Annotated in this window: 23 protein-coding genes and 1 tRNA gene; 15 read left to right on the top strand and 9 right to left on the bottom strand. The window is 61.3% G+C overall.

Annotated features, from left to right (window positions below):
- Positions 1–178: 178 nt before the first annotated feature.
- Both B0G38_RS11880 and upp read right to left on the bottom strand, forming a co-directional pair.
- The gene (locus tag B0G38_RS11880; protein WP_264669647.1) at positions 179–1027 is read right to left on the bottom strand and encodes a winged helix-turn-helix domain-containing protein; all 849 of its coding nucleotides are present in this window, start codon (positions 1025–1027) and stop codon (positions 179–181) included.
- Positions 1028–1541: 514 nt separating this feature from the next.
- Entirely contained in the window at positions 1542–2180 is a 639-nt protein-coding gene (gene upp, locus B0G38_RS11875) for a uracil phosphoribosyltransferase (protein ID WP_264669646.1), read from the bottom strand.
- 135 nt (positions 2181–2315) lie between these two features.
- Between upp and tadA the strand changes: the two genes are divergently transcribed.
- From tadA to B0G38_RS11860, 3 genes are all read left to right on the top strand, one after another.
- A complete protein-coding gene (gene tadA / locus B0G38_RS11870) occupies positions 2316–2783 on the top strand; it encodes a tRNA adenosine(34) deaminase TadA (protein WP_264669645.1) in 468 nt (155 codons plus the stop codon).
- Between the two features lie 54 nt (positions 2784–2837).
- Entirely contained in the window at positions 2838–3323 is a 486-nt protein-coding gene (locus B0G38_RS11865; protein WP_264669644.1) for a pyridoxamine 5'-phosphate oxidase family protein, read from the top strand.
- A 111-nt stretch (positions 3324–3434) separates the two neighbouring features.
- Positions 3435–3522 (top strand) — tRNA-Ser (locus B0G38_RS11860).
- Between the two features lie 224 nt (positions 3523–3746).
- On the opposite strand, the gene B0G38_RS11855 is transcribed toward B0G38_RS11860, so the two are convergent.
- Genes B0G38_RS11855 through B0G38_RS11845 form a run of 3 tightly spaced genes read right to left on the bottom strand, consistent with a single transcriptional unit; the run spans position 3747 to position 5218 of the window.
- A complete protein-coding gene (locus B0G38_RS11855; protein ID WP_264669643.1) occupies positions 3747–4367 on the bottom strand; it encodes a dihydrofolate reductase family protein in 621 nt (206 codons plus the stop codon).
- Positions 4367–4873 (bottom strand): SRPBCC family protein, encoded by a 507-nt coding sequence (locus B0G38_RS11850; protein ID WP_264669642.1) that lies wholly within the window; start codon positions 4871–4873, stop codon positions 4367–4369. Before B0G38_RS11850 ends, B0G38_RS11855 begins: the two co-directional genes overlap by 1 nt.
- Positions 4874–4876: 3 nt before the next feature.
- The gene (locus B0G38_RS11845) at positions 4877–5218 is read right to left on the bottom strand and encodes an ArsR/SmtB family transcription factor (protein WP_264669641.1); all 342 of its coding nucleotides are present in this window, start codon (positions 5216–5218) and stop codon (positions 4877–4879) included.
- A 307-nt stretch (positions 5219–5525) separates the two neighbouring features.
- Between B0G38_RS11845 and B0G38_RS11840 the strand changes: the two genes are divergently transcribed.
- Together B0G38_RS11840 and B0G38_RS11835 are read left to right on the top strand one after the other, a co-directional pair.
- Positions 5526–5906 carry an ArsR/SmtB family transcription factor gene (locus B0G38_RS11840; RefSeq protein ID WP_264669640.1) on the top strand — a complete coding sequence of 127 codons (381 nt, stop codon included), beginning with the start codon at positions 5526–5528 and terminating at the stop codon, positions 5904–5906.
- On the top strand, positions 5903–7567 hold the full coding sequence (locus tag B0G38_RS11835; protein WP_264669639.1) for a SulP family inorganic anion transporter: 1665 nt from the start codon (positions 5903–5905) through the stop codon (positions 7565–7567). Before B0G38_RS11840 ends, B0G38_RS11835 begins: the two co-directional genes overlap by 4 nt.
- A 1290-nt stretch (positions 7568–8857) precedes the next feature.
- Here the strand turns inward: B0G38_RS11835 and narI are convergent.
- The 4 genes from narI to B0G38_RS11815 are packed head-to-tail and all read right to left on the bottom strand — an operon-like array spanning position 8858 to position 15586.
- Positions 8858–9604, bottom strand: coding sequence for a respiratory nitrate reductase subunit gamma (narI, locus tag B0G38_RS11830; RefSeq protein WP_264669638.1), 747 nt, complete (start codon positions 9602–9604; stop codon positions 8858–8860).
- Positions 9601–10257, bottom strand: coding sequence for a nitrate reductase molybdenum cofactor assembly chaperone (gene narJ, locus B0G38_RS11825; protein ID WP_264669637.1), 657 nt, complete (start codon positions 10255–10257; stop codon positions 9601–9603). Before narJ ends, narI begins: the two co-directional genes overlap by 4 nt.
- Entirely contained in the window at positions 10254–11882 is a 1629-nt protein-coding gene (gene narH / locus B0G38_RS11820; RefSeq protein ID WP_264669636.1) for a nitrate reductase subunit beta, read from the bottom strand. The genes narJ and narH overlap by 4 nt, the downstream gene beginning before the upstream one ends.
- The gene (locus tag B0G38_RS11815) at positions 11882–15586 is read right to left on the bottom strand and encodes a nitrate reductase subunit alpha (protein ID WP_264669635.1); all 3705 of its coding nucleotides are present in this window, start codon (positions 15584–15586) and stop codon (positions 11882–11884) included. Before B0G38_RS11815 ends, narH begins: the two co-directional genes overlap by 1 nt.
- Before the next feature lie 300 nt (positions 15587–15886).
- Here B0G38_RS11815 and B0G38_RS11810 point away from each other — a divergent pair, with 300 nt between their 5' ends.
- The 10 genes from B0G38_RS11810 to fdxA all read left to right on the top strand — a co-directional run bounded on the left by B0G38_RS11810 (position 15887) and on the right by fdxA (position 26688).
- The gene (locus B0G38_RS11810) at positions 15887–16693 is read left to right on the top strand and encodes a YggS family pyridoxal phosphate-dependent enzyme (protein ID WP_264669634.1); all 807 of its coding nucleotides are present in this window, start codon (positions 15887–15889) and stop codon (positions 16691–16693) included.
- A 324-nt stretch (positions 16694–17017) separates the two neighbouring features.
- The gene (locus B0G38_RS11805; RefSeq protein WP_264669633.1) at positions 17018–17674 is read left to right on the top strand and encodes a Crp/Fnr family transcriptional regulator; all 657 of its coding nucleotides are present in this window, start codon (positions 17018–17020) and stop codon (positions 17672–17674) included.
- 804 nt (positions 17675–18478) lie between these two features.
- The gene (locus B0G38_RS11800) at positions 18479–18724 is read left to right on the top strand and encodes a hexameric tyrosine-coordinated heme protein (RefSeq protein WP_264669632.1); all 246 of its coding nucleotides are present in this window, start codon (positions 18479–18481) and stop codon (positions 18722–18724) included.
- 181 nt (positions 18725–18905) lie between these two features.
- Positions 18906–21698, top strand: a complete 2793-nt coding sequence (acnA, locus tag B0G38_RS11795) for an aconitate hydratase (protein WP_264669631.1) — start codon at positions 18906–18908, stop codon at positions 21696–21698.
- A gap of 32 nt (positions 21699–21730) precedes the next feature.
- The gene (locus B0G38_RS11790; protein WP_264669630.1) at positions 21731–22450 is read left to right on the top strand and encodes a succinate dehydrogenase cytochrome b subunit; all 720 of its coding nucleotides are present in this window, start codon (positions 21731–21733) and stop codon (positions 22448–22450) included.
- Positions 22450–24393 (top strand): fumarate reductase/succinate dehydrogenase flavoprotein subunit, encoded by a 1944-nt coding sequence (locus B0G38_RS11785; protein ID WP_264669629.1) that lies wholly within the window; start codon positions 22450–22452, stop codon positions 24391–24393. Before B0G38_RS11790 ends, B0G38_RS11785 begins: the two co-directional genes overlap by 1 nt.
- A complete protein-coding gene (locus B0G38_RS11780; protein ID WP_264669628.1) occupies positions 24390–25142 on the top strand; it encodes a succinate dehydrogenase/fumarate reductase iron-sulfur subunit in 753 nt (250 codons plus the stop codon). Before B0G38_RS11785 ends, B0G38_RS11780 begins: the two co-directional genes overlap by 4 nt.
- Positions 25143–25204: 62 nt before the next feature.
- Positions 25205–25720 (top strand): hemerythrin domain-containing protein, encoded by a 516-nt coding sequence (locus tag B0G38_RS11775; RefSeq protein ID WP_264669627.1) that lies wholly within the window; start codon positions 25205–25207, stop codon positions 25718–25720.
- Between the two features lie 145 nt (positions 25721–25865).
- Positions 25866–26321: a pyridoxamine 5'-phosphate oxidase family protein gene (locus B0G38_RS11770; RefSeq protein WP_264669626.1), complete on the top strand. Its 456-nt coding sequence runs from the start codon at positions 25866–25868 to the stop codon at positions 26319–26321.
- A 34-nt stretch (positions 26322–26355) separates the two neighbouring features.
- Complete coding sequence (gene fdxA, locus B0G38_RS11765) at positions 26356–26688, top strand: ferredoxin (protein ID WP_264669625.1); 333 nt, start codon at positions 26356–26358, stop codon at positions 26686–26688.
- Positions 26689–26737: the final 49 nt, after the last annotated feature.

Here is a 26737-nt window from a genome sequence, read left to right as displayed (position 1 = left end):
CCACCTGGGCCAAGTAGCCAGAAAACCACCTACGAATAACGCCGGAATCCCCGCAAACACGGGGATTCCGGCGTCTCAGACAGACGTAACTTCGGTCTAAACGGCGCAAGCGCTTGCCGGGCTTTAAAGCGGCGAGGGCGCCTCCTTGTGGAGACGCCCTCGGGCCATAAAGCAGGAGTTAGATGGAGTACTCCGGAGCGGCCCAGACAACAACCTCGGGGTGCTCGTAGAACCGGTAGCCCTGGCCGCGGACGGTGCGTACGGTGTTGGCCAGGCGCCCGAGCTTGGAACGCAGGCGGCGGATGTGCACGTCGATGGTGCGCTCGTTCGGCACCTCTTCGGCGTTCTTCCACAGACCGGAGAGCAATTCGTCGCGGCCCACGGTCCGGGTGGCATTTTCCACCAGGTAGTTCAGCAGCTCGAATTCCTTGAAAGTCAGGTTCAGGGTTTCGCCATCCAGATGGACCTCGCGGCGGGACAGGTCGATCAGCACACCGCTGGGACGGCTCGTCTGCTGCGCTGCGTGCACCGTCCGCGCCTGGACCTCGGTCCGGGGACGGCGGCTGACGGTCGGATCACCCAGGGCCTGGCGGACGACGTCGATATTCTCGCCCTGCGCTTCGGCAGGTGCCAGTGCGACGGCGGCGTGGCTTTGCGCTCCGGGAACCAGAGTCTGGACATAGGAGCGGATCTGGGAAGCGAGCTGTGTCAGTGACGTACCGGCTGCCGCGGCTGCGGACTCGTCCAGGCCTACATACAAAACAAACCCGCGAGCAACAGTGTCAGCTGACACTGCCTGCGGGCCTGGTTCCCCATTGGGGGTGATCACCGGGGTGGGAGCGGTGGTCGGGTTGGCGGCATCGCCGTCGAACTGCCCGGGAACAGCACGAAGCACACGGTACTGCTGGCCGGGATTTGCCTGGGGCGCGCCGTACTGCGGGCGGTTGAAGCCCTGACGCTGCGCTGCGGCGGCCCGGTTCTGGGCGTTGCGGACGGAGATGTGGACGTATCCGGATGAAACTGACATGTTCTAAAACCTCATATGTGAATGGCCGTCATCACGGCGCGAATGCATGGTATGCCCGCACGGGATGCTGTTTGCCCGCCATCGGACAGATGAATTGCCTGGATAACTCTTGGGTGTTGAGTTAGGCCTGCATTCGACAACAGCACAGGGTCCATCCGGAATGGGATCCGGGCAAGATTGCTGCGGCTGCAGATGCTGTTGAAATGTTGTTCACGTCTCTGATTTTGTCCGTAATAAACGGTACGTGCAAGTAACAAAAGCCGTTTCGTCTCGCATCGTGAGATTTCCGCCCCTTTTGTGTTCCAACTCACATTCAAGGCTCTGAATAATTATAAGGCGCCTTATGGCTGGTACGGCGCGGAGCCGGGGCATATTCATGCACGTTGCCAGTATGTATATGCAGTTTGAACGATCATAGATGCCCATAAAGATGCAAGTGTCCCACTATGTGGACTGCTCAACGCATGGTCCCGGCCTGTAGCACAACCGGCTGGAGGCGCCTCTCAGGTTCGGGTCAGCCGGCGATACCGTACAGCCGGTCCCCCGCGTCGCCGAGACCGGGAACGATATAAGCGTTTTCATCCAGCCGGTCATCCACCGAAGCCAGCACGATGGTCACGTTGTCCGCGTCGCCCAGTTCCGCTTCGAGCATCTTCAGGCCCTCGGGAGCACCGAGCAGGCAAATGCAGGTCACGTCGGCGGCGCCGCGCTTGAACAGGAACTTGATCGCTTCGCGCAGGGTGCCTCCGGTGGCCAGCATCGGATCCAGCACGAAGACCTGGCGGCCGGTCAGATCGGCCGGCAGACGTTCAGCATAGGTGATGGCCTCGAGCGTCTCCTCATTGCGCGCCATCCCGAGGAAGCCGACCTCCGCCGTGGGAACCAGCTTCGTCATGCCCTCGAGCATGCCGAGTCCGGCGCGGAGAATGGGCACCACCAGCGGGGTGGGCTTAGTGAAGGCGGTTCCGACAGTCCTGGTCACAGGCGTCTCGATTTCCACCGGTTCCGTCCGCACGTCCCGCGTGGCCTCGTAGGCCAGCAGCGTCACCAGCTCTTCGGTCAGCTGGCGGAAAACGGGCGACGGAGTGGTCTTGTCGCGGAGAACTGTGAGTTTGTGGGCAACAAGAGGGTGGTCCACTTCGAGTACGCGCATGCGTCAAAGTTACAGTCACGCGGATAGGCAGCACAAACAACCCCCAAGTTGTCGGGAGCTCTTCATTGTTGTCCAGAGTTGTCCCGGGGCCGGCCGAAGTTGTCCGAACCAGCGCCCGCGGCAACAATTGAGCACATGATGCCTGCGGATCCGCTGCACAGCGAGTGGATGGGCCTCGCGCTGGAACAGGCGCGCCTCGCCCTCGCCACCGCGGACGTACCCATCGGCGCCGTCGTTATTGGTCCGGATGGCACGGTCATCGGATCGGGACGGAATGAGCGCGAAGCCCACCACGACCCCACCGCACACGCGGAAATGGTGGCTATCCGCGAGGCGGCGCGGAAGCTGGGCTCCTGGCGGCTGGAGGGCTGCACTCTGGTGGTCACGCTGGAGCCGTGCGCCATGTGTGCCGGCGCGGTGGTTCTTGCCCGGGTTCCCAAAGTGGTGTTCGGTGCGTGGGATGAAAAGGCCGGGGCGGCCGGCAGCGTGTTCGATATCCTCCGCGAGCGCCGGCTCAACCATTGGGTGGAGGTCTATCCCGAGGTCAGGGATGATGAGTGCGGGAACCTGCTGCGGGAGTTCTTCGAGTCCCACCGCGATTAGCCATCCCACCAATAGCAAGTAGGCTTGGTATTTCCGGAACCCGAAAGGATAGCGATGACTAACCAAGAAAACGGACACCAGGAAGTAGCCAAGATCCTCAAGGACGCCGACATCGCGGTGCTGACCACGGTGAACGCCGAAAACCAGCTGGTCAGCCGTCCGCTGGCCCTGCAGTCGGTGGAGTTCGACGGCCTGCTCTGGTTCTTCACCCAGGACCCATCCCCCAAGGCCGACGAAATCCGCGCCAACCAGCAGGTCAACGTCTCGGTTCACGCGGGCGGGGGCTACCTCTCCATTTCCGGTACCGCGGATATTGTGCACAACAGGCCGAAGATCGACGACCTGTGGAGCGCCGCCGTCGAGCCTTGGTTCGAGAACGGGAAGGATGATCCCACGGTTGCCCTGATCCGGGTCGCGGCGGACACCGCCGAATACTGGGCACCCGACTCCCCCAAGGTTGCCACCCTGTTCAAGCTCGCCAAGGGAATGGTCACCGGTGAGCAGCCCGACGTCGGCAAGAACGACGTCGTCGAAATGTAGCTGGGCGTGGGAGGCATCTAGGGCATGCACCGGGCCACGGACGAACCGTTGACGGACTGCTGACCCGCCGTTTTGGGCCACAGCCGAACTACCGGTAAAGTTGACGCGTCTGGTGACGTGTCCGAGCGGCCGAAGGTGCAACACTCGAAATGTTGTTTGGTGCAAGCCAACGTGGGTTCAAATCCCACCGTCACCGCCAAATAGCAAGCCCCTGCTTCCCTTATGAACAAAGGGAAGCAGGGGCTTTGTTTTGCCCAGGAATCCGCCACGCAGTAAGGCAGCGGTAACAAAATTATCGAGGGGTCTGTGCTTTAGCATCGCCAGGGCAAGGGGCAGTTTGCGATCGACTCGCTCACAAAGGTGGCCGAGTCTCTGATCAAAGCATGCCCAAGCCGTGGGTGTTTCTTCCCGTCCGCCGTGCGGCTACCGCTCCCGGACTGCGTAGGTCAGGTGCGCCACCCGTGGGGAAGGTTCCGCGCGGACCGGCTCCAGGGCCACGCGGCCCGCGTCCACGCCCTCGAACAGGCGGATTCCGGAGCCGAACAGCACGGGCGACAGCGCGATCGAGAACTCGTCAATCAGGCCGGCGTTTACGTACTCCAGAATCGTCGCTCCGCCACCTGCGATGCGCACGTCGCGGTCGCCAGCGGCCTCGCGGGCTTGGTCGAGCGCGGACTCGAAGCCGTCGTTAACGAAGTGGAAGGTGGTCCCACCCGGCCGCTCCCAGGGGTCACGTTTCTCGTGCGTCACGACGAACACCGGCGTGTGGAACGGAGCCTCCTCCGGCCACGCATGCTCGCCGGCGTCGAACATGCGTTTGCCCATCACGCTCGCGCCAGTGCGCTCGAACGTCTCCCTCACGATGTCGTTATCGCGCCCCTCCTCGCCGCCCTCGCCAAGCTGCAGGTTCTCCCGAAGGAACCGCTGCGGGAAGATCCACTGCTGCAGTTCCATCCACTGCTGCCCCATCAATTCCTCCGAGGATTCGGGGGCGATAAACCCGTCCAGCGACATCGACACGCTGAAGAACACCTTCCCAGCCATCAGCCCTCCGCTCCCTTCCGAACGATCTCGGTGACGTATGCAGCCAGTTTGCTCAGGGTCTGCTGGCCCCCCTCGATTGCGTGATGCTTCTCGGCAGCCTCGTCGCGCAGCTCCTTGGTGGGGAACACCGTGCGCATCTCTATCCGGGTCGCCGCACCGTCAGGCTCGAACGTCAGGACCGACCCGAAGGCGTTCGGGTCGCCGCGGAACTCACCGTGCAGCATCGCGATCCGCTCCGGCGGGGCGATCTCGGTCCAAGTGATCCACTCGGTGTAGTCCGTCCCGTCCGGTCCGTGCATCACGAAGTCCCACTCCCCGCCGACGCGGAACTCGAACGAGTGCGTGGTCGTGGTGAACCCCTCCGGCCCCCACCACCGCGACAGGTGCCGCACACCGGTAAACGCCTCGAACACCAGGTCCCGTGGGGCGTCGATGACCCTGGAGATCACAATCTCGCGGTCGGCCGTCGCGGACTGCGCCGGCACTCCTCGTCCCGTCTTGCTCATCAGCTACTCCTCCTGTTTTGCCTGCTTGAGTTCCTGCACGTAGGTGTCCAGACGGTCAAAGCTCTCGTTCCAAAACTGCTCGAACCCGCCGGTCCATTCATGGACAGCTCGCAGCCCACGAGCGTCAAGGCCGTACATGCGTTGCTTTCCAGCCTTGCGGTCCCGCACGAGCCCGACTTCTCGGAGCACGCGCAGATGTTTGGACGCCCCCGGCTGGGGTATCCCCAGCTCCTGGGCCAACTCGATCACCGGCCGTTCACCCGCCCGCAGCAGCACTAGGATCTCCCGGCGCCGTGGCTCGGCGATCGCGTTGAATACATCCGACGTTGTCGCTGCTCGTGCCATGCAACCATCATATACCCATATAGGAATGCGTGGAGTAAAGAATCAGGCCGGTCTTGTCAGACGACTATCGCGGCCCTTGTCCCTGACTCAGCCCAGGGTCCAGGTGGGGCGGTGTGAGAACTTCCGTCCCAGGGGGACCCGAAACCTGCCCGGGGACCAACGCGCCAGCCTGGCCTGCCACTCGACGCACAGCGGAGAGCGCGGACGCGACTTGCATCGATAGCCTTCCTCCGGCCAACAGGGGCTTTCCCATTCTCGAATTGTTATATGATGAAATCCTAAATTAATGAATGAGTGAAAGCTGCCCATGGTCGACCAACCCGATTTCCACGCCCCGCTTTACGAGGTCAAAGCGAATCTCTTCAAAGGCCTTGCCCATCCGGTACGCATCCGCGTGCTGGAACTCCTGGCGGAGTCGCCCCAGGTTTCCGTAGCCGACCTCATTGCCGGCACGGGCCAGGAAGCCTCGAACCTCTCGCAGCACCTGTCCGTATTGCGGCGCCATCATCTGGTACTGGCCGAGCGCCGCGGCCTGCAGGTGTTTTACCGGCTGGCCTACCCGCAGGTCGCTGACCTGCTGACGGTGGCCCGCAGCCTGCTGACCGAAGTGCTGACCACCACCCAGAAGAATCTTGAACTGTCCATGGCCCTGCCCAATGGATCGGCGAGCGCAGAGGACCGGCCGTGAACCTCCTGAGCTCGGCCCGCCAACTGCTGCCGGGCAAGGCAGACTATGCGCCGCTGAAGAGCAGTTGGAAGAATGATCTGATTGCCGGGATCACGGTGGGCATCGTTGCCCTGCCGCTGGCCCTGGCCTTCGGCGTCAGCTCGGGAGCCGGTGCCGCCGCCGGACTCATCACCGCCATCGTGGCCGGGATTGTGGCCGCTGTTTTCGGCGGTTCCAATGTCCAGGTTTCCGGCCCGACCGGTGCCATGGTAGTGGTGCTCGCCCCGGTTATTGCCCTGCACGGCATGCAGTCCCTGGCCCTCGTGACGATCATGGCTGGCGTCGTCGTTCTGGTCGCCGGCGCCCTGAAACTCGGCCGCGCGGTTGGCTACATTCCGTGGCCGGTGATTGAGGGCTTCACCCTGGGCATCGCCATCATCATCTTCCTGCAGCAGGTCCCGGCTGCCTTCGGCGTTCCAGCCGGCGACAGCACCAATGCCGCCGTCGCTGCGTTCCAATCACTGCAGAACACGGATCCTGCCACCTTTGTCTGGCCGGTTGTCCTGGTCCTGATTGTCGCCGCCATCATGCTTGTCGCACCGAAGGTCCATCCGCAGCTGCCCGGCTCCATCATCGGCATCATTGTCGCCACCTTGGTCGCCGGTTTGGCCGGGCTCCCCGTTACGAGAATCGGTGACCTGCCGGACTCGCTACCGGCACCGTCCGCTCCCTTCTTCGACCTGTCACTGGTCACAACGCTGCTTGCTCCCGCCCTGACCATCGCGGCGCTGGCCGCCATCGAGTCACTGCTATCGGCTCGGGTGGCCGCGTCCATCTCGGATACCGGGCCCTATGATCCGGACCGCGAGCTGGTGGGCCAGGGCCTGGCATCGGTGGCTTCGGGCTTCTTCGGCGGCATGCCGGCGACCGGCGCCATCGCCCGGACCGCCGTCAACATCAGGGCCGGGGCAAAGACCCGCGCCTCAACGATCGTGCACGCGCTGGTACTCCTTGGCGTCGTCTACCTGGCCACCGGGCCGGTGGGACAGATCCCGCTGGCAGCACTTTCCGGAGTGTTGATGGTGACCGCTTTCCGGATGATCTCACCGGCGACGCTGCGCAGCGTCATCGGCTCCACTCGTGCCGATACCGTCACCTTCTTCGTCACGGCCGTTATTACGGTGTCCTTCGACCTGATCCAGGCGGTGGAAATCGGCATCATCTTCGCGGCCTTCTTCGCTCTGCGTTCCCTCGTCAAAACAAGCGGTGTGCACCGCGAGGAACTTCCCGGCCTGGCACAGGACGGCGACGAACAGATCGCCCTCTTCCGCCTCGACGGGGCCCTGTTCTTCGGCGCGTCCGAGCGCGTGCTGGAACGGGTGAGCGCCATCCGCAATGTCCACGTGGTCATCATCCGGATGTCCCAGCTGCAGATCCTCGATGCCACCGGGGCAAGAGTCATCGCCGAGCTCGTGACCGCCTTGGAACGCCGCGGGATCACGGTCCTCATCAAGGGGATCCAGGAGCGGCACCTGAAGCTGGTAAAACACGTGGGTGTGCTGGAATCTTTGCGCCACCACAAACACCTGTTCGCAGAGCTGGAACCAGCCGTAGAACACGCACGCAGCCACGTGTCGCGTATCCGGCAACAAACAACGACGGCGGTGCGGCGCACACTTTAGGGGATCTACAACAGCGCCGGCAGCCTGTTCTGGATCATCGTTCTGCTTGGATGGGTCAACACCGTGCAGTCCTGCCTCGCACTCTCCTCGGGTAGCTTCACCGCCCAGGTCCGGAGGATTACCTGACTCGGCTGCCCCGATGAAATCGATGTGATAAGCCATTTTCATCTCCGTGACCACATTGGCGGACGCACCGTAGCAGGCTTGGCAGGAACAAATTTCTTGTGCACGTCTTCTCGGTCCTTCATTCCGGGGAGCGGGAGCGCCCCCAAGGGCACGCGGCGGACTTGTCCTGCGGTCGTGATGTTCCCCCTGTGAATCAAGTTTCGGGGGGCCGACCACTGACGGATCCCGACGACAAAGTCTGCGGGACCGGCCGAGACGATGACCTCGGCAGGCTCCTCCCCGGGATTGGTCAGCGAGACCTCCTCGTCCTTGAGGACCAGTGCAGAAGAGCCGACCTCTGTCAGCAGCCAGGAAAAACCGCCCATCGGCGGCCATCAGGAGGTGGCTGCAAGTGGGCCACTCCGCACTTGAAGAATTCCCAGATGCGAGGCGACCGATAGGTGCCCACGGAAGGTCGGCAACTTCATGAGTCCAGAGAGGTCAAGAGCGCTTTGAAACTGTCTGCGACGAGGAGGAGCCCCGGCCGCAGGCTTTCGGCCTTGCCCTTGTTTTCCAGGTCCGCCAGTCGAGGTCCGGCCACGACGCGGACCGAATGAACGGAAAGCAGCTAGGTTTGTCGCCTCATAATCGCGGCGTGAGCGGCGAGGTCCCATGCCCCCTGCATCCTCGATCGACGGCGTTTCAGCTGGCCGTCAGTGGGCAGCCCAAATGGCCATGAGGGCACAAATGGGCAGAGTCCCATTGGCCAATTATGGGCAGTCTCTATTGGCCGCCAACAAACCGCGACATCGACAGAGGTTGCGCCGTCTGTGATGGTTACCCGCCCTGCAAGGGGAGTGACGATAACGTCCGATCCTGCATGCGGCATTCCTCCTCCGGCAGAGATCCTCACCCGGACGAGGCCGACATCCGGCCTTGTTCCCTGATGGCGTCAGCCAAACCGGTTTTATGCACAGAGGAGCGTGTCCGCCTTGATACCTGCCATTACGGTGATCGGTCCGGGCACCTTTACCGGCTTTTCATCACATGGCAGTGCAAGGATCGAAGGAGGGGCTGGCAGTGCGGGAACGAGGTTCCGGCTCCCCCTGCTGGAACGCTCTGCCGCGCTGGCGTTGATCTACGCTGGATGCTCCCCAACGGGTTCGCTGACCAGATGTTTTGGGATTAACGCCGCCGGGGGATGGTGTCGACCTTGTCCCAGCCGCGCCGCCGTGCTCGCGAGCCCTCATGTGCATCGCGGCTGCGGTACAGCACGTAGGGGCGGAAGAAATATCCTAACGGCGCGGTGAACGCGTGGACCAGGCGGGTGAACGGCCAAAGCGCGAAGAGCGCGATGGCAGCCAGTGCGTGGATCTGGAAGCTGAGCGGGGCATCGGGCATCAACTCGGGGCGCGGGTTGAAGTAGAAGATGCTGCGGAACCAGACGGAGACGCCTTCGCGGTAATTGTAATCTCCGACTGCACCGGAACCGGTGTTGACCAGCCCGCTCAGAATAACGATGCCGAGCATGAGGTACATCAGCTTGTCCATTTTGGTGGTTGCTCCCAGCACCAATTTGGTGAAGCGGCGGCGGTAGAGCAGGCCAATCAAGCCAACGATGGTGAACACACCTGCCAGAGCGCCCACCGAGATCGCCATAAAGTGGTAGGCCTCGTGCGAAATCCCGACCGCGTCGGTCCAGCTTTGAGGAATACCAAGGCCCATCACGTGACCGACGAAGACGGCCAGAATGCCGAAGTGGAACATCGGATTGGCCCAACGCAGAATGCTGTCCTCATACATCTGGCTCGATCTGGAAGTCCAGCCGAACTTGTCGTACCGGTAGCGCACGATATGGCCGAGTACAAAGATCGTGAGGCAGATGTACGGAAAAATCAGCCACAAAAATACATCCAGGACAGTAGCCATCATGCGCCTCCGGGCATCGGTAATAGATCAGGCATCCCATAGGGGCTAAGGCCTACTTGCTCTTCTTCAGGACCATCGGCAGCGAGCTGTCGGACCGCTTCGTGGTCTTTGCCTTTCAACGCCGGCAGGGTGGCGCAAACCGCTTCCAGAGCCCCACGCCACGGCGAGTTAATTTCAATCAGGTGGAGCCGGAGGAGTTCGAGACCGGCCCGATTGTCAAGAATCATTTTCAGGCCGGCTTTTTGATCGGTCATGGCCGCGAATTCCAAGACGACACAGAGGTGGTCGGGAAGTTGGTCTTCGGTCAATACCAGGCCGGCCTTGGCATAGACCTGCTTGATACGCAGTAATGCCAGACCTCGTTTCCTGGTCTCGCCCTGGGCAAAATAGGTCAAGAAAAGGCACCCGCGCCGGCGGGTGTCGAACGTGTCGACGTAGTCGCTTTGGGATTCGTGAATGGGCTGGCAGCGAAGGTGGTCGATTGTTTCCTGCAAGCCGGTGCCGAGTTTCGCCGGCAGAGAGGCGGATACCTCGCTCAGCAGGTCAAGGCGGGAGAAAAGTTCATCATCGGGGTAATCCAGCAACATCGATGCAGATTGCCATGCCCGCGTCAGTTGGTCCGGTGAGTATTTGAGTGTCGGTATGCGCGCGGTCATGGCTTGTCGTTTCCATCAGGGAAGAGGCCGTCCGGCGTGCCCTGCCCGTTCCAGTTGAGCAGGTTTATCCGCACCCCTTCGGGCCTTGCAGGTCCGTTATATGAGCTGACTCCCGGGTCGGCGCCCATGTTGGGGTCTGCACCGAATGATGCGTCCATTCCGCCCATTCCCGGTCCGCCGTCAACGTTCAGGGAACATTCGGTGGCGATGTTTTCCAGTTTGTGGGCATCTTCGTAATGGGCCGGCGGGATGACGTAGCGTTCGTCGTATTTGGCGATGGCGAGCAAACGGTACATGTCTTTGATTTCCTGGCCGGTCATTCCGACTGCCTCGGCGATCGACTCGTTGGTCTCCCAACCCATGTTGATGTCGCGCATGTAGGAACGCATAGCGGCGAGTTTGCGCAGCACTTTATCCACCGGTGCCGTATCACCGGCAGTAAACAATCCGGCAAGGTATTCGATCGGGATGCGCAATCGGTCGATTGCGGCGAACAGGTTGTCCTTGCGCTCGGCGTCTTCGCCGGTCTCGCTGACCGCGTCCACAACCGGGGAGAGCGGCGGAATATACCAGACCATCGGCATCGTGCGGTATTCGGGGTGCAGCGGCAGAGCGACTTTGTATTCGTTGATCAGCGACCAGATCGGTGAGCGCTGGGCGGCCTCGATCCAGTCTTCCGGTATATCAGCGAGCCGCGCCTGCCGGATAACTTCCGGGTCCTTCGGGTCTAGAAACACGTCGCGTTGGGCTTCGTAGAGACCGTGTTCGTCGGTGGTGGAGGCAGCCTCCAGGACGCTGTCCTGATCGTAAAACATTAACCCGAGATAGCGCAGCCGGCCCACGCAGGTCTCGGAGCAGATCGTGGGCTGGCCGATTTCAATGCGCGGGTAACAGAAGGTGCATTTTTCGACCTTGCCGGTCTTGTGGTTGAAATACATCTTCTTGTAGGGGCATCCGGTCACGCACTGTCGCCAACCGCGGCAGCGGTCCTGGTCGACCAGGACGATGCCGTCCTCTTCGCGCTTGTAGATCGCTCCGGTGGGACACGAGGCGACACAGGAGGGGTTCAGGCAGTGTTCGCAAATTCGAGGCAGGTAGAACATGAAGGCTTGCTCATATTCGAATTTGATCTTATCGCCGACCTGTTTGAGGATCGGGTCGTTGTGTCCGTGCTCGACGGATCCGGCGAGGTCGTCGTCCCAGTTCGATGACCAGGTGATCTCCGTGTTCTCACCGGTGAGTAACGATTTGGGCCGTGCTACCGGCATATGGTCCTGCGCCGGTGCCGTCGTCAGGTTCTCATAATCGTAGGTCCATGGTTCGTAGTAATCGTTGATGCCCGGAAGGTTCGGGTTGGAGAAAATGGTGGCCAGGTTTTTCAGCCGGCCGCCGGCCTTGAGTTTCAGTTTGCCGCGTTTATTGAGCGTCCATCCGCCCTTCCATTTGTCCTGGTCTTCGTAGGTCCGCGGGTATCCCTGCCCTGGCCGGGTCTCCACGTTGTTGAACCAGACATGTTCGGCTCCGGACTTGTTCGTCCATACCTGTTTGCAGGTGACCGAGCACGTATGGCAGCCGATGCATTTGTCCAGGTTCATGACCATCGCCATCTGAGCCATGACTTTCATCAGTACGTCACTTCCTGACTGCGCCGCCGAATCACGGTGACCTCGTCGCGTTGGTTACCGGTGGGTCCCATGTAGTTGAAGGCGAACGTCTGCTGCGCATAGCCGCCGATCATGTGGGTGGGTTTGATCATTAGGCGGGTCAACGAGTTGTGGTTGCCGCCACGCTGGCCGGTCGTCTCGGATACCGGCATATCAATCAGCCGGTCCTGGGCATGGTACATATAGGCGGTTCCCTCGGGCATCCTGTGCGAGACGATCACCCGGGCGTTGACCACACCGTTGCGGTTGGTCGCCTCGACCCATTCGTTGTCCCTCACGCCGATCTTCTGCGCATCAAGTGGCGACATCCAGATGCCCGGCCCCCCGCGGAACAACGAGAGCATGAACAGATTGTCCTGGTATTCGGAGTGGATCGACCACTTGTTATGCGGAGTCAGATAACGCACCGAAACGCCATGGCCGGGCGTGGCCCCGATTTCGGGTTCATCGAAGAGCGCGGTCATGTCCAACGGCGGCCGGAAGGTCGGCAAACCCTCGCCGAGTTCGGTCATCCAGTCGTGATCAAGGTAGAAGTGCTGCCGGCCGGTCAGTGTGTGCCACGGTTTCAGCCGCTCCACGTTGATGGTAAACGGTGAATACCGCCGCCCACCTGTCTCGGACCCGGACCATTCCGGTGACGTGATGACGGGCACGGGGCCGTGCTGCGTATCGGCGAAGGTGATGCGTTTGCCTTCGTGCTCGGAGGCAAGGTCATGCAGCAGTCTGCCGGTACGCTTCTCGAGTGTCTTGAAGCCCTCTGTTGCTAAACGGCCGTTGGTGGTGCCCGACAAGGTCAGGATCACTTCACAGGCCTGTTTGTCCTGGAGGATATCGGGCCGGCCGTCAGCAGGGCCGCCCCGGACGACACCATTCATCTCTTTCAGCGCGGCGATCTCTTCGCCTAGGTCGAAGGTGATTCCCTTCGTGGTGGCACCCAGTGTGTCCATCAGGGGACCGACGGCGCGCATCATATCCCCGATCGCTGTGTAGTCCCGTTCCACCTCTACGATCTTGGGCATGGTGACACCGGGTACCGGCTCACAATCGCCGTACTTCCAGTCCCGCACCCGGCCGTGTGGCGAAGCCATCGCGTCAGGTGTGTCGTGCGTGAGGGGAACGGCGACGACGTCGGTCTGTTTACCGAGGTGGCGCACAGCCAGTTGGCTGAAAACCCGTGAGATCTGCTGCCAGGCATCCCAGTCGGTGCGCGACTGCCATGGCGGTGAGATGGCTGGGTTGAACGAGTTGACGAAGGGGTGCATGTCCGTGGTGGACAGATCATGCTTTTCGTACCAGGTGGCAGCAGGCAACACAATGTCGGATAACAACGTCGACGTCGTCATCCGGAAATCGAGTGTCGTCATCAGGTCGAGCTTGCCGATTGGCGCGTCCTCATGCCACTTGACCTCTTTGGGACGAAACCGCTCCACCGTCTCCTTCGCACTGACGGTATGCGAAGTCCCCAGCAGGTGATTATAGAAATACTCGTTGCCTTTAGCCGATGAGCCGAACAGGTTCGACCGCCACAGCGACAGCACCCGAGGAAAGTTCTCCGGCGCGTCAGGGTCTTCAGCCGCGAAGTTGAGCCGGCTGGCCTTCAACTCTTCCACCACATAATCGGCCGCCGATTTGCCTTCCTCACGTGCCTGGGCGCCGATCACCAGCGGGTTCCGGTCAAAGGTCGGGTAGGACGGCATCCAGCCCAGCCTGGCGGATTGGGCGATCACATCGGCGGTGGTCTTGCCCGCCAGCTGGCCTTTGCCGGTCTGGGCCGTGAGCGTGTCCGCTCCGAACTGGTCATAACGGAATTGGTCGGTATGCAGATACCAGTATGCGGTCTGCACCATATTGCGCGGTGGCCGCAGCCAGTCCAGACCGTTTGCCAACTGGGTATACCCGGTCAGTGGGCGCACCTTTTCCTGGCCGACATAGTGCGCCCAGCCGCCGCCATTAACCCCCTGGCAACCGGTAATGGTCGTCATGGTCAGGAACGTGCGGTAGATGGTGTCCGAGTGGAACCAGTGGTTTGTACCTGCCCCCATCAGGATCATGGAACGGCCTTTCGAATCCTGCGCGTTCTGCGCGAATTCCCGCCCGATGCGCTCGGCCTGTTCTGCGCTAACACCGGTAATGTTCGCTTGCCAGGCCGGCGTGTAGGGCGACTCCGCATCGTCGTAGCCGCTGGGCCACGTCCCGGGCAGTCCCGGGCGTCCGACCCCGTATTGGGCCAGCATCAGGTCGAACACTGTGGTAACCAGCCTGCCGGCCACCCGGCGTGCCGGTACGCCGCGCCGGATGACGCCCACGTTCCCCTGGCCCGCATCGAAGCGCGGCATATCGACGGGAACATTTTCGTCAGCGGTCTCAAACAGGGACAGTGTCGGATCGATGTCGCCGAGGTCGAGGTTCCATTTGCCCTCACCGGTTTCACCGTACCGGTGACCCAAAGTGCCCGGAGGAACAACGAGCCGGTTAGTGGCCCCGTCTACCAACACTGTTTTGAATTCGGCATTTTCCTCCTCAGGCACAATTTCGTCAGAGAGGTCCCCCGCGGTCAGGAATTTACCCGCGGTAAACGTGGTTTCACCAGCTGTGTCTATCGCTTCATCGAGGGTGACAAGGAACGGCAAATCGGTGAATTTCTTGACATAGTCAGTGAAGTACGGTGTCTGGCGGTCGACGTAAAACTCTTTGAGGATCACGTGTCCCATCGCCATCGCCAACGCGCCGTCGGTGCCTGGCTCAGCCGGTAACCACTCGTCAGCAAACTTGGTGCTGTCGGCGAAGTCGGGCGAAACGACAATTACTTTCTGGCCGCGGTAGCGGGCTTCAATCATCCAATGGGCGTCCGGCGTCCGGGTTACGGGAACGTTCGTGCCCCAGATCATCAGGTAACTGGCGTCCCACCAGTCGCCGGACTCAGGCACGTCCGTTTGGTCGCCGAACATCTGCGGTGAAGCTACCGGCATATCGGCATACCAGTCGTAGAAACTTAACATCGACCCGCCGATCAAGTTGACGAACCGTGCCCCGGAGGCATGGGAAACCATCGACATCGCCGGGATCGGCGAGAAACCCGCAACCCGGTCCGGACCCCATTTACGGATCGTGTGCACGTGGGCGGCAGCGACGATCTCAATCGCCTCGTCCCAGCTCGCGCGCACCAGCCCGCCCTTGCCGCGCGCACGCTTATATCGCGCAGCCCGCTCAGGGTCTTCGGTGATGTCAGCCCAGGCAAGCACCGGATCTTTCAACCGTGCCTTGGCTTCGCGGTACATCTCGAGCAGGACGCCTCGGATGTATGGATACCGGGTGCGGGTCGGCGAGTAGGTGTACCACGAGAAGGAGGCACCGCGCGGACATCCCCGCGGCTCATATTCGGGCTTATCAGGACCTGCCGTAGGGTAATCGACCGCTTGGGTCTCCCAGGTAATGATGCCGTCTTTGACGTAGACGTTCCATGAACACGAGCCAGTGCAGTTCACTCCGTGAGTCGACCTGACTACTTTGTCGTGGCTCCAGCGATCCCGATAGAAGGAATCCCCTGAACGTCCGCCCGTCTTGAGCAGGGTACGGCCATCGGGAGAGACCTGTTGTTTTTTGGTGAAGAACCTACGGGTTTTGATCAACGCATCTGTCAACCCGCTGTTCATGGTAGTACTCATGGTGGTCCTTTCGCGCTCGGTTTCATTGGAGGACCAATGTGAATCTGAAACGAAGTTCCGGACCCCACGTTCGCCACAAGGGAAGCGAGTGCAGTCTCTGCTCACGCTAACAACGTCGGAGGTACCTGACAATGGGTCCAGGGTCCCCACCTGCAACGCCTGAGCAGCCGTTGCTGGCTGCGCTACCTCTCCTGAGAGGGCTCGGGCTGGCCAGTGTCTGGGCCAGAGTCTTGGGGGTTCCCTCTTCGCCGACGGATGGTACTGACCGCATCGGCATAAAGCCTTGATAAGGTCTGGGCTATGACGACTGCTGGTAGGGCAGCGGCTGCTGGCGAGTCGCAGTACCCGTCAGCGGACAGTACTGCCGATTTCGTGCGCAACATCGCGACCGTCCGTTCGCGAATTGCCGCTGCGGCCGCACGCGCCGGACGCAGCGCGTCCGAGGTGCGGTTGTTGCCGGTGAGTAAGACGGTCCCCGAGGACCGTATCCGCCTCGCGGTGCAGGCCGGATGCCGCACATTCGGAGAGAACAAGGTGCAGGAGGCCAAGCGCAAGCACGGCAACCTCGCCGGGCTTGACGTGTCCTGGTCAGTGATAGGGCATCTGCAGACCAACAAGGCAAAGGACGTCGCCGAGTTCGCCGGTGAATTCCAAGCGCTCGACAGCTTACGCGTCGCCGAAGCCCTTGACCGGCGTCTGCAATCTGCCGGCCGTGGTCTCGATGTGTTTGTGCAGGTGAACACCTCTGCCGAGGATTCCAAGTACGGGATACCGCCGCAGGAGCTGCCCGGATTCCTCGCCCAGCTGCCGCGGTACACGGCGGTGCGCGTGCGCGGACTCATGACACTGGCAACGTTTAGCTCAGATACTGACGACGTGCGTGCCTGCTTCGCGTTACTGCGCACCCTCCGGGACCGGGCACGCGGGGAAAACCCCGACTTTGTCGGACCCGCTGAGCTGTCGATGGGCATGTCCGGAGACTACGAAACCGCGATCGAGGAAGGCGCCACCGTCGTGCGTGTCGGACAAGCAATATTCGGTGCCCGAACGCTGCCCGACAGCTATTACTGGCCCGGTAGCGACGGCCGCCAGGAGAGCGGCCCCTAACCTGCCCCTGGCCCTGCCCCTGGCCCTGGCCAACCGATGCGCAGAGGTCAGTGCGGATACGGTGTGTGCCTGGCCCAACCGTCATCTTGCCTCGCGCGCGGGCCGGTAGCCCGCGCGGATAGGGGTGGATAGACTTCAATAGAGGATCGGTGCACCTTAGACAATGAATTGCTTGGCCGGGCCTACAGCTTCAACTTATTTCGCGCAGCGAGATGATTCGAGGAACGCATGACAGTTCAGGAACGACGCCGTCTTCCCCTAACGGACCGATCTGCTGCCCCGCACACGTGTCCAAGATCGGTTCGTCTTGAAGTTCTGGGCCGCGTGCCCCTCTTCGCAGCACTCACGGCGGCAGAAATACGGGATATCGAGCCGAGGACGCAAGCGCGTGGCTACCGGGCCGGGGAAACCATCTACCGGGCCGGCGATGAGGCTGAGAGTCTGTTTGTGATGGCCTCCGGCACAACGAAGCTGTTGCGGCCTTCTGCCCATGGCCAAGACGTTGTAATGAACATTCTCGGGCCGGGTGAAGGGTTCGGAACACTCGGCATTTTGGGAGAGCCAACGTACGCGGACGCTGCTGAGGCCATGGCTGCTTCGTGTGTCCTGGAGATATCCGCTGATGTTTTCAAAGATGTCATGGAACGTCATCCGCGTCTGGCATTGACTGTCCTGGATGAAGTTCTTCACCGTTTTGAGCAGGCCCAGCAGACTATCCGGAGTCTGTCTGCCAATAACGTCCGGCAACGTGTCGCTGTCGCCCTTCTCGCATTGGCTGACAAGCTTGGTGCTCCGCAGGGCGAAACACTTGCCCTGGAACTTCCCCTGACTCGCGCCGATCTGGCTGCCCTGACGGGAACGACCCCCGAAACGGTCAGCAGGGTGATGAGCAGGCTTCGTGATGAGGGAATTATCGAAACAGGGCGGCGTTGGACCACCGTGCTCAACCGGACCCGCCTGGCAGCCGCAGCCCAGGGATGAACTTCCGTTACACCACACCTTCCAGCCCCTACTGCCTTATGTTTTTTGGGGACGTGAACAGGTCAACCTCATCAGGTTCCGGCCCGAAAAGCCTCAGGATGCTCCTGCGCTTGTTTTTCGGGCTTGTTGACCCAGAGAACCGCCGGGCTAGTGGTATTCCCTGCCCGTTTTCGCCACAGTGAGCAGAACCACCGAGTCATCAGCTGCCTTTACCGAATAAAATCCCAGCGGCACAACGAGTAGGTCTCCGGTCCGCCCCTCCCATTGGTCAGCTTGCGTAGCCAGATGCACCCGACTTTGCAAGACAAAAAACCGTTGCCTCGCCGGGATTCAAGTGTTCGCGCTCCGTCCACTGGCAGCGCGACGGGCAGTATTGGGGTGGCACCGGCCGATTGCGGTCAACGAGAACTTCTGCATCTAATAACCCTTCCGGACCGGGTTCATAGCTGGATTATGCCATCCGGCTATGATTCCGGCGCTCGGATCAGCCCACGCCAGAATCCGTTCCAACCGCAGGCCCCGGCGCCCTGGCCGTTGATGCATGACGATTCCCGGGGTGGAAAGGGTGGCGCCGTACCCGCCGCCGGCAGGATATGAAGCCGGCTGCCCGGCGCCGACCTCTGCGCGCCCAGCATTATGGGCGGCGTTCGTCATGGCCTCGTGGCCGTTATGCCCACAGCTGTACAGAAAAGCCGGCGAGGATGATTGAGATCATGTACGGGGAGAAACAGTGTCCGTAACGTAGGTTGGAACCAACTGCCGTCACAGTTGCTATGACGTGCAGCACTGCATATGGAGGTTTCGATGGCACTGGTACCTAATAACACCCTGATAACAGAGACACCGGAACAGGGCCGGGAACTGGCCATCATGCTGGCCCGCAAGACCGTTGCCGCAATTCAGACAGATGCCGAGACCCGACAGCAGCTCCGGCCCGGATATGCCACGAATGCTGATTCCCTCACTATGGCCACACACGTTGTGGCCATAGAATTCGCCACCGTAGCCGCGGCCAATGACTACTGGCGCAGCCACGCTGTTTCTTCCTGAGACTGACAGTTCCAGCACCAACGCTGGCTCTTCCCGGTTCGTGAACCGTAGCCGGGATCTGCCAGATGCAAAGGAGTACTTGGCAGCCGGTGAACCTGTCCCCGATGGGCTGGAAGCCCCGCCGCATCAAATTTGCCCCGAGACAACCCATCTAGGAATTTCTGCTACGGGAGAGGAAGACATGACGACGAACAGCTTCAGCGCGCGGGATCAACTGAGCGTGGATGGCAAATCCTATGAGATCCACCGGATCGACCGGATCGAGGGGTCCGGGCGGCTCCCGTACAGTCTCAAAGTGCTGTTGGAGAACCTGCTGCGCAACGAAGACGGCCGGCTGGTTACCGCTGAACAGATCACAGCACTGGGTGACTGGGATCCGCAGGCCGAAAACAACGCGGAAATCCAGTACACCCCTGCCCGGGTGCTGATGCAGGACTTTACCGGTGTCCCCTGTGTTGTCGATCTGGTGGCGATGCGCGATGCCATGACCGGCCTCGGTGGGGACCCGAAGAAGATCAATCCGCTGATTCCTGCCGAACTGGTCATCGACCATTCCGTTATTGCCGATGTCTTTGCCCGTCCCGATGCCTTCGGGATCAACGCCCAGCTCGAATTCGAACGCAACCAAGAGCGCTACCAGCTCCTGCGCTGGGCACAACAGTCATTCGACGACTTCCTGGTCGTCCCGCCGGACACCGGTATCTGCCATCAGGTCAACTTGGAATATCTCTCCCGCGTGGTCTTCACCCGGGAAAGCCCTGAAGGACTGCAGGCCTACCCGGACACCCTGGTGGGCACCGACTCCCACACCCCGATGGTCAATGGCCTGGGCGTCCTGGGCTGGGGTGTGGGCGGCATCGAGGCCGAAGCTGCCATGCTCGGCCAGCCGATGAGCATGCTGATCCCCCAGGTTGTCGGCCTCAAACTTACCGGCGAGCTGCCGGAAGGGACGACCGCCACCGATTTGGTCCTCACGGTCGCGGAATTGCTGCGCCGGGTCAGGGTAGTGGGTAAATTCGTCGATTTCTTCGGTCCCGGCGTGGCCAACGTCCCGCTGGCAACGAGGGCAACTCTGGGCAACATGAGCCCGGAATACGGATCCACTGGTTCGATCTTCCCCATCGACGACGAAACACTGGGCTACTTGCGCCTGACAGGCAGGGACGAACACCAGATCAGGCTGGTGGAGGCTTATGCCAGGGAACAGGGGCTATGGCACGACCCGGACCAGGTGCCGGACTACAGCCAGATCGTCGAACTCGATCTGGGCACTGTCACGCCCTCGATTGCGGGACCGAAGCGGCCGCAGGACCGCATTCCGCTGGCCGTGGCCCCGCGCGCCATCCGCGGCCTGCTCGCCGGAGAAACGCACGAAGACGCCATCCAGGGCGGCCTTGATGATGCTTCCGCGGATTCCTTCCCGGCCAGCGACCCGATTGCCATCAGCCAGCGGATTGAGCGGGATGATCCGCCGTTTGAGTATGAGGACGATGGCAAAGCCTTCCAGTGGCCGTCCGACCCTGCCGAAGTACTCCTGGACGGAAAAACTTCGACCATTGATCACGGCGATGTGGTCATCGCCGCTATCACCTCCTGCACCAACACCTCGAATCCGACGGTCATGATCGGCGCTGCGCTGCTGGCGAAGAAGGCAGTAGAAAGGGGTTTGAGCAGCAAACCATGGGTGAAGACCACTCTCGCCCCCGGCTCGCGCGTGGTCACGGACTACTACAACAGGTCCGGGCTCACCCCCTATCTGGAGAAGCTCGGCTTTGATCTGGTCGGCTACGGTTGCACTACCTGCATCGGCAATTCCGGGCCGCTGATCCCGGCTGTGAGCACTGCCGTGGCCGATCATGACCTGTCCGTCGCCTCAGTGCTTTCCGGCAACCGGAATTTCGAGGGCCGTATCCACTCCGAAGTGAAGATGAATTTCCTCGCCTCGCCGCCGCTGGTGATCGCCTACGCCCTCGCCGGCAGCATGCACGCCGACCTGCTCAACGATTCTCTGGGCACGGACGGCGATGGCAATCCGGTTTATCTTCGGGATATCTGGCCGACGACGGCTGAAATCAAAGCCGTCGTCGATGGGAACCTGGAGGCGAAGATGTTCACCGAAGGGTACTCCGATGTCTATGCCGGGGATGAGAACTGGCGGGGTATGCATATACCCGAAGGAGACAGGTTCGCCTGGGACGAGACTTCCACTTATGTGCAGCGTCCCCCTTACTTTGACGGCATGGGCCGGGATCCGGAACCTGTACGGGACGTAACCGGAGCACGCGTCCTGGCATTGCTGGGGGATTCAGTGACAACTGACCATATCTCGCCCGCCGGAGCCATCAAGCAGGATTCCCCCGCCGGCCGCTATCTGATGGAGCAAGGAGTCGAACCGGCGGACTTCAACTCCTATGGTTCCCGCCGGGGAAACCATAACGTGATGATCCGGGGCACCTTCGCAAACGTCCGTCTGCGCAACCAGCTCGTGCCCGGCGTCGAAGGAGGCGTCACCCGGCATTGGCCTGACGGCGGACAGCAAAGCATTTTCGACGCCGCCACCTCCTACGCAGCAGAGAATGTCCCGCTCATAGTCATCGCCGGGTCCGACTACGGCTCCGGCTCATCCCGCGACTGGGCGGCCAAAGGCACCTCGCTGCTCGGAGTAAAGGCTGTCCTGGCCACGTCCTTTGAGCGGATCCACCGTTCCAACCTCATCGGCATGGGAGTGCTCCCGCTCCAGTTCCCGGACGGACAAACCGCCCAGTCCCTGGGCCTGACCGGTCAGGAAACCTACTCAATCACTGGACTCGAAGGCCAAAACCCGCTCCCGCGCGAGGTCACCGTACAGATCGAGTCCAACGGGCAGACGAGCGAGCTCACAGCAACGCTGCGGATCGATACACCGGCGGAGGAAGCGTACTTCGTCCACGGCGGCATCCTCCCCTACGTTCTGCGCCAACTGCTTTCGGACTGACGCTGCTGATCGCCGCACGAAAGGTGAGGTAAATGACGGTTAAGACGACTGCCGGCCGGTACGGCCGGGCTTTGCGCTCCTCCGTTGTCCTGCACGCTGTAATGGCTGTAGGCGGCCTGATCATGGCGCTCTACCTGGTCGCCCACATGTACGGAAACCTGAAGATATTCTCCGGGCAAGCGGCCTTCGACGGGTACTCTTCCTACCTGCGTACGATCGGCGAGCCCCTTCTGCCGTACAGCGGCGCACTATGGATCCTGCGGGTGGTTCTACTGGTAAGCGTAGGCGCCCATATTTATGCGGCGTTTGTACTGTGGCACCGGGCCAGGGCCGCGACGGGCGGTAAAGGCGGTTGGCGCTACCAGACCACCCGAAACCGGCGCGGCGTGCAACGCAGCTATGCATCCTTCACCATGCGCTGGGGCGGAATCGTCATTCTGCTTTTCGTCATCTACCACTTGTTGCACCTCACGGCGAACGTTATTGCGCCCGGCGGGGCGTCCGAAAGCCCTTATGAGCGGATGATCAACGGCTTCTCAATCTGGTGGGTAGTCCTTTCTTATGTCATCGCCCTAATTGCGCTGGGCTTCCACCTGAGGCATGGAGTGTGGAGCGCCTTCGCGTCTTTGGGCGCGAACACCAGTGTTGTGCGCAGACGCCGGCTCAATCAACTGGCTTACGCCGTAACGATAGTGATCATCGGCGGGTTCCTGATCCCGCCGGTCTCGATACTGATGGGGTGGGTTCGCTGATGAACGATCTGTACACGCTGGGAGAGCCGCTCGTCGACCTCAAGGATCCGGGCGGACCCATCGAAGACCGTTGGGATAAACGCCGCTTCGAGGCCAAGCTCGTCAGCCCCGCCAACCGCAGGAGACTGTCCGTTATCGTCATCGGCACCGGACTAGCCGGCGGTTCCGCGGCAGCGACTCTCGGAGAAGCGGGCTACCACGTCAAGAGCTTTTGCTACCAGGACAGCCCCCGACGGGCACACAGCATCGCCGCTCAAGGCGGGATCAACGCTGCGAAGGACTACCGCAACGACGGCGACAGCATCCGCCGCCTCTTCTACGACACCATTAAAGGCGGCGACTACCGTTCCCGCGAGTCCAACGTCTACCGCCTGGCCCAGGTCAGCGAGTCGATCATCGACCAGGCCGTCGCCCAAGGCGTACCGTTCGCCCGCGAATACGGCGGCCTCCTGGACACCCGCTCCTTCGGCGGAGTGCAGGTCTCACGGACGTTCTACGCGCGCGGCCAAACCGGCCAGCAATTACTGCTCGGGGCCTATCAGGCACTCGAACGCCAGGTCCAAGCCGGCACCGTGGACCTTCACACCAGACACGAAATGCTGGACCTGATCGTCATCGACGGCAGGGCCAGAGGCGTCGTTATCCGGGATATGATCACCGGCGAAATCGAAACACATCTAGCCGACGCGGTGGTGCTGGCCTCTGGGGGGTACGGCAACGCCTTTTACCTCTCCACTAATGCGATGGGCTGCAATGCCACGGCCATTTGGCGGGCACATCGCAAGGGGGCCCTTTTCGCGAACCCCTGCTTCACACAGATCCACCCCACCTGCATTCCCGTCAGTGGTACGCACCAATCAAAGCTGACCCTGATGAGCGAATCCCTGCGCAACGACGGACGCATCTGGGTGCCTGCAAAGGCCGGTGATGACCGGGACCCCAGGGAAATTCCCGAGACCGAACGCGATTATTTCCTCGAGCGGATGTACCCGGCCTTCGGCAATCTGGTTCCGCGGGACGTCGCGTCCCGCGCGGCCAAGAACCAATGCGATGCCGGACACGGGGTAGGTCCGACCGGGCTTGGCGTTTACCTCGACTTCGTCGATGCGATTGGGCGCCTGGGCCGCTCCGTGATCGAGAGCAAGTACGGCAATCTCTTCGACATGTACCGGAAAATCACGGCCGAAGATCCCTACCAGGTACCGATGCGCATTTATCCTGCGATCCACTACACCATGGGCGGGCTATGGGTCGATTACGATCTGCAGAGTTCAATACCCGGTCTGTTCGTCATCGGAGAAGCCAACTTCTCCGATCACGGAGCCAACCGGCTCGGCGCCAGCGCCCTCATGCAGGGTCTGGCCGACGGCTACTTCATCCTGCCGAACACCATCAACGATTATCTGGCAGCCAATCCGCTCTCCCCCGGCATCGACACGTCGCATCCCGAGGCCGTCAAGGCTGCGACTGCGGTACGAGACCGCATTGAAAAGCTGCTAGCTATCAATGGCGGGCGCTCCGTCGATTCATTCCATCGGGAACTGGGAAGCATTCTCTGGGAACACTGCGGAATGGAGCGCAACGCGGAAGGCCTTGAGCACGCCATCGGGCTGATCCGCGGGCTCAAGGAGCAGTTTTGGAGCAACGTCAGGGTCACGGGACACGATGAAGAGCTCAACCAGGCATTGGAGCGTGCCGGAAGGGTTGCTGATTTCTTCGAACTTGCCGAACTGATGTGCATCGATGCCCTGAATCGCGCCGAGTCCTGCGGGGGCCACTTCCGCTCGGAAAGCCAAACCGACGAGGGCGAAGCACTGCGCCGTGACGGGGAGTATGCGTATGTTGCCGCCTGGGAATTCACCGGCCTCGGGACTCCACCACGCCTGCACAAAGAGAACCTCGAATTCGAGTATGTCGAGCTGCAGCAAAGGAGCTACAAATGAACATCACCTTGCGTATCTGGCGCCAGCAGAACCACGATGACCAAGGCCGAATGGTTTCCTATGGCGTCGATGACATTTCCCCGGACATGTCGTTCCTGGAAATGCTCGACGTACTCAACGAGCAGCTCACGCTCACCGGCGATGATCCTGTCGCCTTCGATCATGATTGCCGTGAAGGAATCTGCGGCATGTGCAGCCTGATGATCAATGGCCTCGCCCACGGACCGGAAGCACTCACCGCCACCTGTCAATTGCACATGCGCCACTTCGCTGACGGGGATGTGATTGACATTGAGCCATGGCGCTCCAACGCGTTCCCTGTGATCAAAGACCTGATCGTGGACCGCAGTGCCCTCGACCGGATCGTTCAAGCAGGCGGTTATATCAGCGCGCCCACCGGTTCAGCGCCCGATGCGAACACAACGTCGGTAGCCAGAAAGGACGCAGACCGCGCCTTTGACGGGGCAGCATGCATCAGTTGCGGTGCCTGCGTGGCAGCGTGCCCGAACGGGTCCGCCTCCCTCTTTCTCGGTGCGAAAATCACCCATCTCGGTTCGCTTCCCCAAGGGCAGCCGGAACGCGATTCACGTGCAGTCTCCATGACCGCCCAACACGACGCGGAAGGGTTCGGCGGCTGCACACAGATCGGCGAATGCACAGCGGTCTGCCCCGCGGGAATCCCGCTCGATATGATCTCCCAACTCAACCACGACGTGCTTTCGGGCCTCACGCAACCAGGTGGCCAGTAGGCCATGACATCGCGCCAGTACTACACCCGACGGTCGATCACGACAACGATGGAGGACATCAAATGACACACTCAGCAGAATTCGACGCGAACCAGCCCGACGAGGACGTCGGCGCAACCGCTCATTCTTCACGGAGCCACCATGAAAGGCTGTGGGCGGCACTGGTCGACCGCGCCGACAGGCTCACGGCAGCGGCGGATGGTCGCGAGGACGACCGGCAGGCTCGAAGCATCCTCGTGGAGTTCCTCCACGGCGACGTCCTGGCCCATTTGCAGACTGAGGCCGGAGTCGTGTACCAAGAGGCTCGCAGCATTGGCGCCGAACACCTCGTCGCCACGCTGGAAACTGATCACAAGTTCATGGTTAAACTCGTCGAGGAGATCGAGCAGGCAGACACCGAGCAGGAGGCCGCGCGGTGTGCCCGGGCCCTGGTAGTGCTCATCGCACTCCGGATTGAAAAGGAAGAAGCGATCGTGCTACCAGCACTCGCTGAGGCCGGTGTCGACGTCAACACGCTGCTCGAAGGAGTGGTCGCGGGTATGGCCACCGATTACGACGCTCGCTTCACCTACCTGTGATGTCGATTCCACGCGGATTTCGGTTCGATGTCCATAGCTGAATTGTGTGCCGCCAGGCCGATTCTTCGTCGGCCAGCTCGGCTTAGAGGCTAAGCTACCCGCCGTTGACCGACGGAGCACGAAGCATGTTGACAGGATTGGAGCGATGATGAAGGACACGGAGGAACTACCTGCCAGCGTTTGCTGGGCACTGCTGCGCACGACAAGTGTCGGCCGGCTCGCCGTATGGGTAGAGGACCATCCCGATATTTTTCCGCTCAATTACACGGTGGATCACGGGACCCTTGTTTTCCGCTCACGAGACGGCACGAAAGTTTCCAACGCTCTCTCCGATGCACCGGTGGCCCTGGAAATAGACGGCTACGATGCCTCGTTCTCCATGGCATGGAGCGTTGTCGTCAAGGGCCGCGCCGAGGATATCCATCAGGCCCAGGACCTGATCGACACCATGGATCTCCGGCTTTTCCCGTGGCAGGCAGGAGAAAAGAACAGATTCCTCCGGATCGTTCCCGATCTCGTGACAGGCCGCCGGTTTCCCGTGGCAGACCCTGACACCTGGCGGACACCGTTGTCCGGGGTGAGGCGTTCATCAACGGAATAACCCAACCAACCATTCAATGCTTTGGAGGACGATCATGACCTACGTCATCGCGCAACCCTGCGTGGACGTCAAGGACAAGGCCTGCGTTGAAGAGTGTCCGGTGGACTGCATCTATGAAGGCGAACGCTCCCTCTACATTCACCCGGATGAATGCGTCGACTGCGGCGCCTGCGAACCCGTCTGCCCCGTTGAAGCCATCTATTACGAGGATGACACACCCGCACAATGGGCCGACTACTACAGGGCCAATGTCGAGTTCTTCGACGATCTGGGCTCACCCGGCGGCGCTGTGAAACTCGGCAACATCGGCAAAGACCACCCGCTGATTGCAGACCTGCCGCCACAAAACCAAAACACGGGCCTGTGAAGACCCAGTCCCAGGAAAGGAGCGGCGAAAAAGCGGCCGGTCAAAGTCT

It is taken from the genome of Crystallibacter permensis (genome assembly GCF_025960875.1).
GTDB lineage: Bacteria > Actinomycetota > Actinomycetes > Actinomycetales > Micrococcaceae > Crystallibacter > Crystallibacter permensis.
Note: the sequence above shows the minus strand (reverse complement) of the source record. Positions and strands in the feature narration are given on the sequence as shown.

Bases quoted from the DNA above. Each gene is read 5' to 3' on its own strand.
- B0G38_RS11880 (WP_264669647.1), bottom strand. From the start codon at position 1,027: ATGTCAGTTTCATCCGGATACGTCCACATCTCCGTCCGCAACGCCCAG.
- upp (WP_264669646.1), bottom strand. From the start codon at position 2,180: ATGCGCGTACTCGAAGTGGACCACCCTCTTGTTGCCCACAAACTCACA.
- tadA (WP_264669645.1), top strand. From the start codon at position 2,316: ATGATGCCTGCGGATCCGCTGCACAGCGAGTGGATGGGCCTCGCGCTG.
- B0G38_RS11865 (WP_264669644.1), top strand. From the start codon at position 2,838: ATGACTAACCAAGAAAACGGACACCAGGAAGTAGCCAAGATCCTCAAG.
- B0G38_RS11855 (WP_264669643.1), bottom strand. From the start codon at position 4,367: ATGGCTGGGAAGGTGTTCTTCAGCGTGTCGATGTCGCTGGACGGGTTT.
- B0G38_RS11850 (WP_264669642.1), bottom strand. From the start codon at position 4,873: ATGAGCAAGACGGGACGAGGAGTGCCGGCGCAGTCCGCGACGGCCGAC.
- B0G38_RS11845 (WP_264669641.1), bottom strand. From the start codon at position 5,218: ATGGCACGAGCAGCGACAACGTCGGATGTATTCAACGCGATCGCCGAG.
- B0G38_RS11840 (WP_264669640.1), top strand. From the start codon at position 5,526: ATGGTCGACCAACCCGATTTCCACGCCCCGCTTTACGAGGTCAAAGCG.
- narI (WP_264669638.1), bottom strand. From the start codon at position 9,604: ATGATGGCTACTGTCCTGGATGTATTTTTGTGGCTGATTTTTCCGTAC.
- narJ (WP_264669637.1), bottom strand. From the start codon at position 10,257: ATGACCGCGCGCATACCGACACTCAAATACTCACCGGACCAACTGACG.
- narH (WP_264669636.1), bottom strand. From the start codon at position 11,882: ATGAAAGTCATGGCTCAGATGGCGATGGTCATGAACCTGGACAAATGC.
- B0G38_RS11815 (WP_264669635.1), bottom strand. From the start codon at position 15,586: ATGAGTACTACCATGAACAGCGGGTTGACAGATGCGTTGATCAAAACC.
- B0G38_RS11810 (WP_264669634.1), top strand. From the start codon at position 15,887: ATGACGACTGCTGGTAGGGCAGCGGCTGCTGGCGAGTCGCAGTACCCG.
- B0G38_RS11800 (WP_264669632.1), top strand. From the start codon at position 18,479: ATGGCACTGGTACCTAATAACACCCTGATAACAGAGACACCGGAACAG.
- acnA (WP_264669631.1), top strand. From the start codon at position 18,906: ATGACGACGAACAGCTTCAGCGCGCGGGATCAACTGAGCGTGGATGGC.
- B0G38_RS11790 (WP_264669630.1), top strand. From the start codon at position 21,731: ATGACGGTTAAGACGACTGCCGGCCGGTACGGCCGGGCTTTGCGCTCC.
- B0G38_RS11785 (WP_264669629.1), top strand. From the start codon at position 22,450: ATGAACGATCTGTACACGCTGGGAGAGCCGCTCGTCGACCTCAAGGAT.
- B0G38_RS11780 (WP_264669628.1), top strand. From the start codon at position 24,390: ATGAACATCACCTTGCGTATCTGGCGCCAGCAGAACCACGATGACCAA.
- B0G38_RS11775 (WP_264669627.1), top strand. From the start codon at position 25,205: ATGACACACTCAGCAGAATTCGACGCGAACCAGCCCGACGAGGACGTC.
- B0G38_RS11770 (WP_264669626.1), top strand. From the start codon at position 25,866: ATGATGAAGGACACGGAGGAACTACCTGCCAGCGTTTGCTGGGCACTG.
- fdxA (WP_264669625.1), top strand. From the start codon at position 26,356: ATGACCTACGTCATCGCGCAACCCTGCGTGGACGTCAAGGACAAGGCC.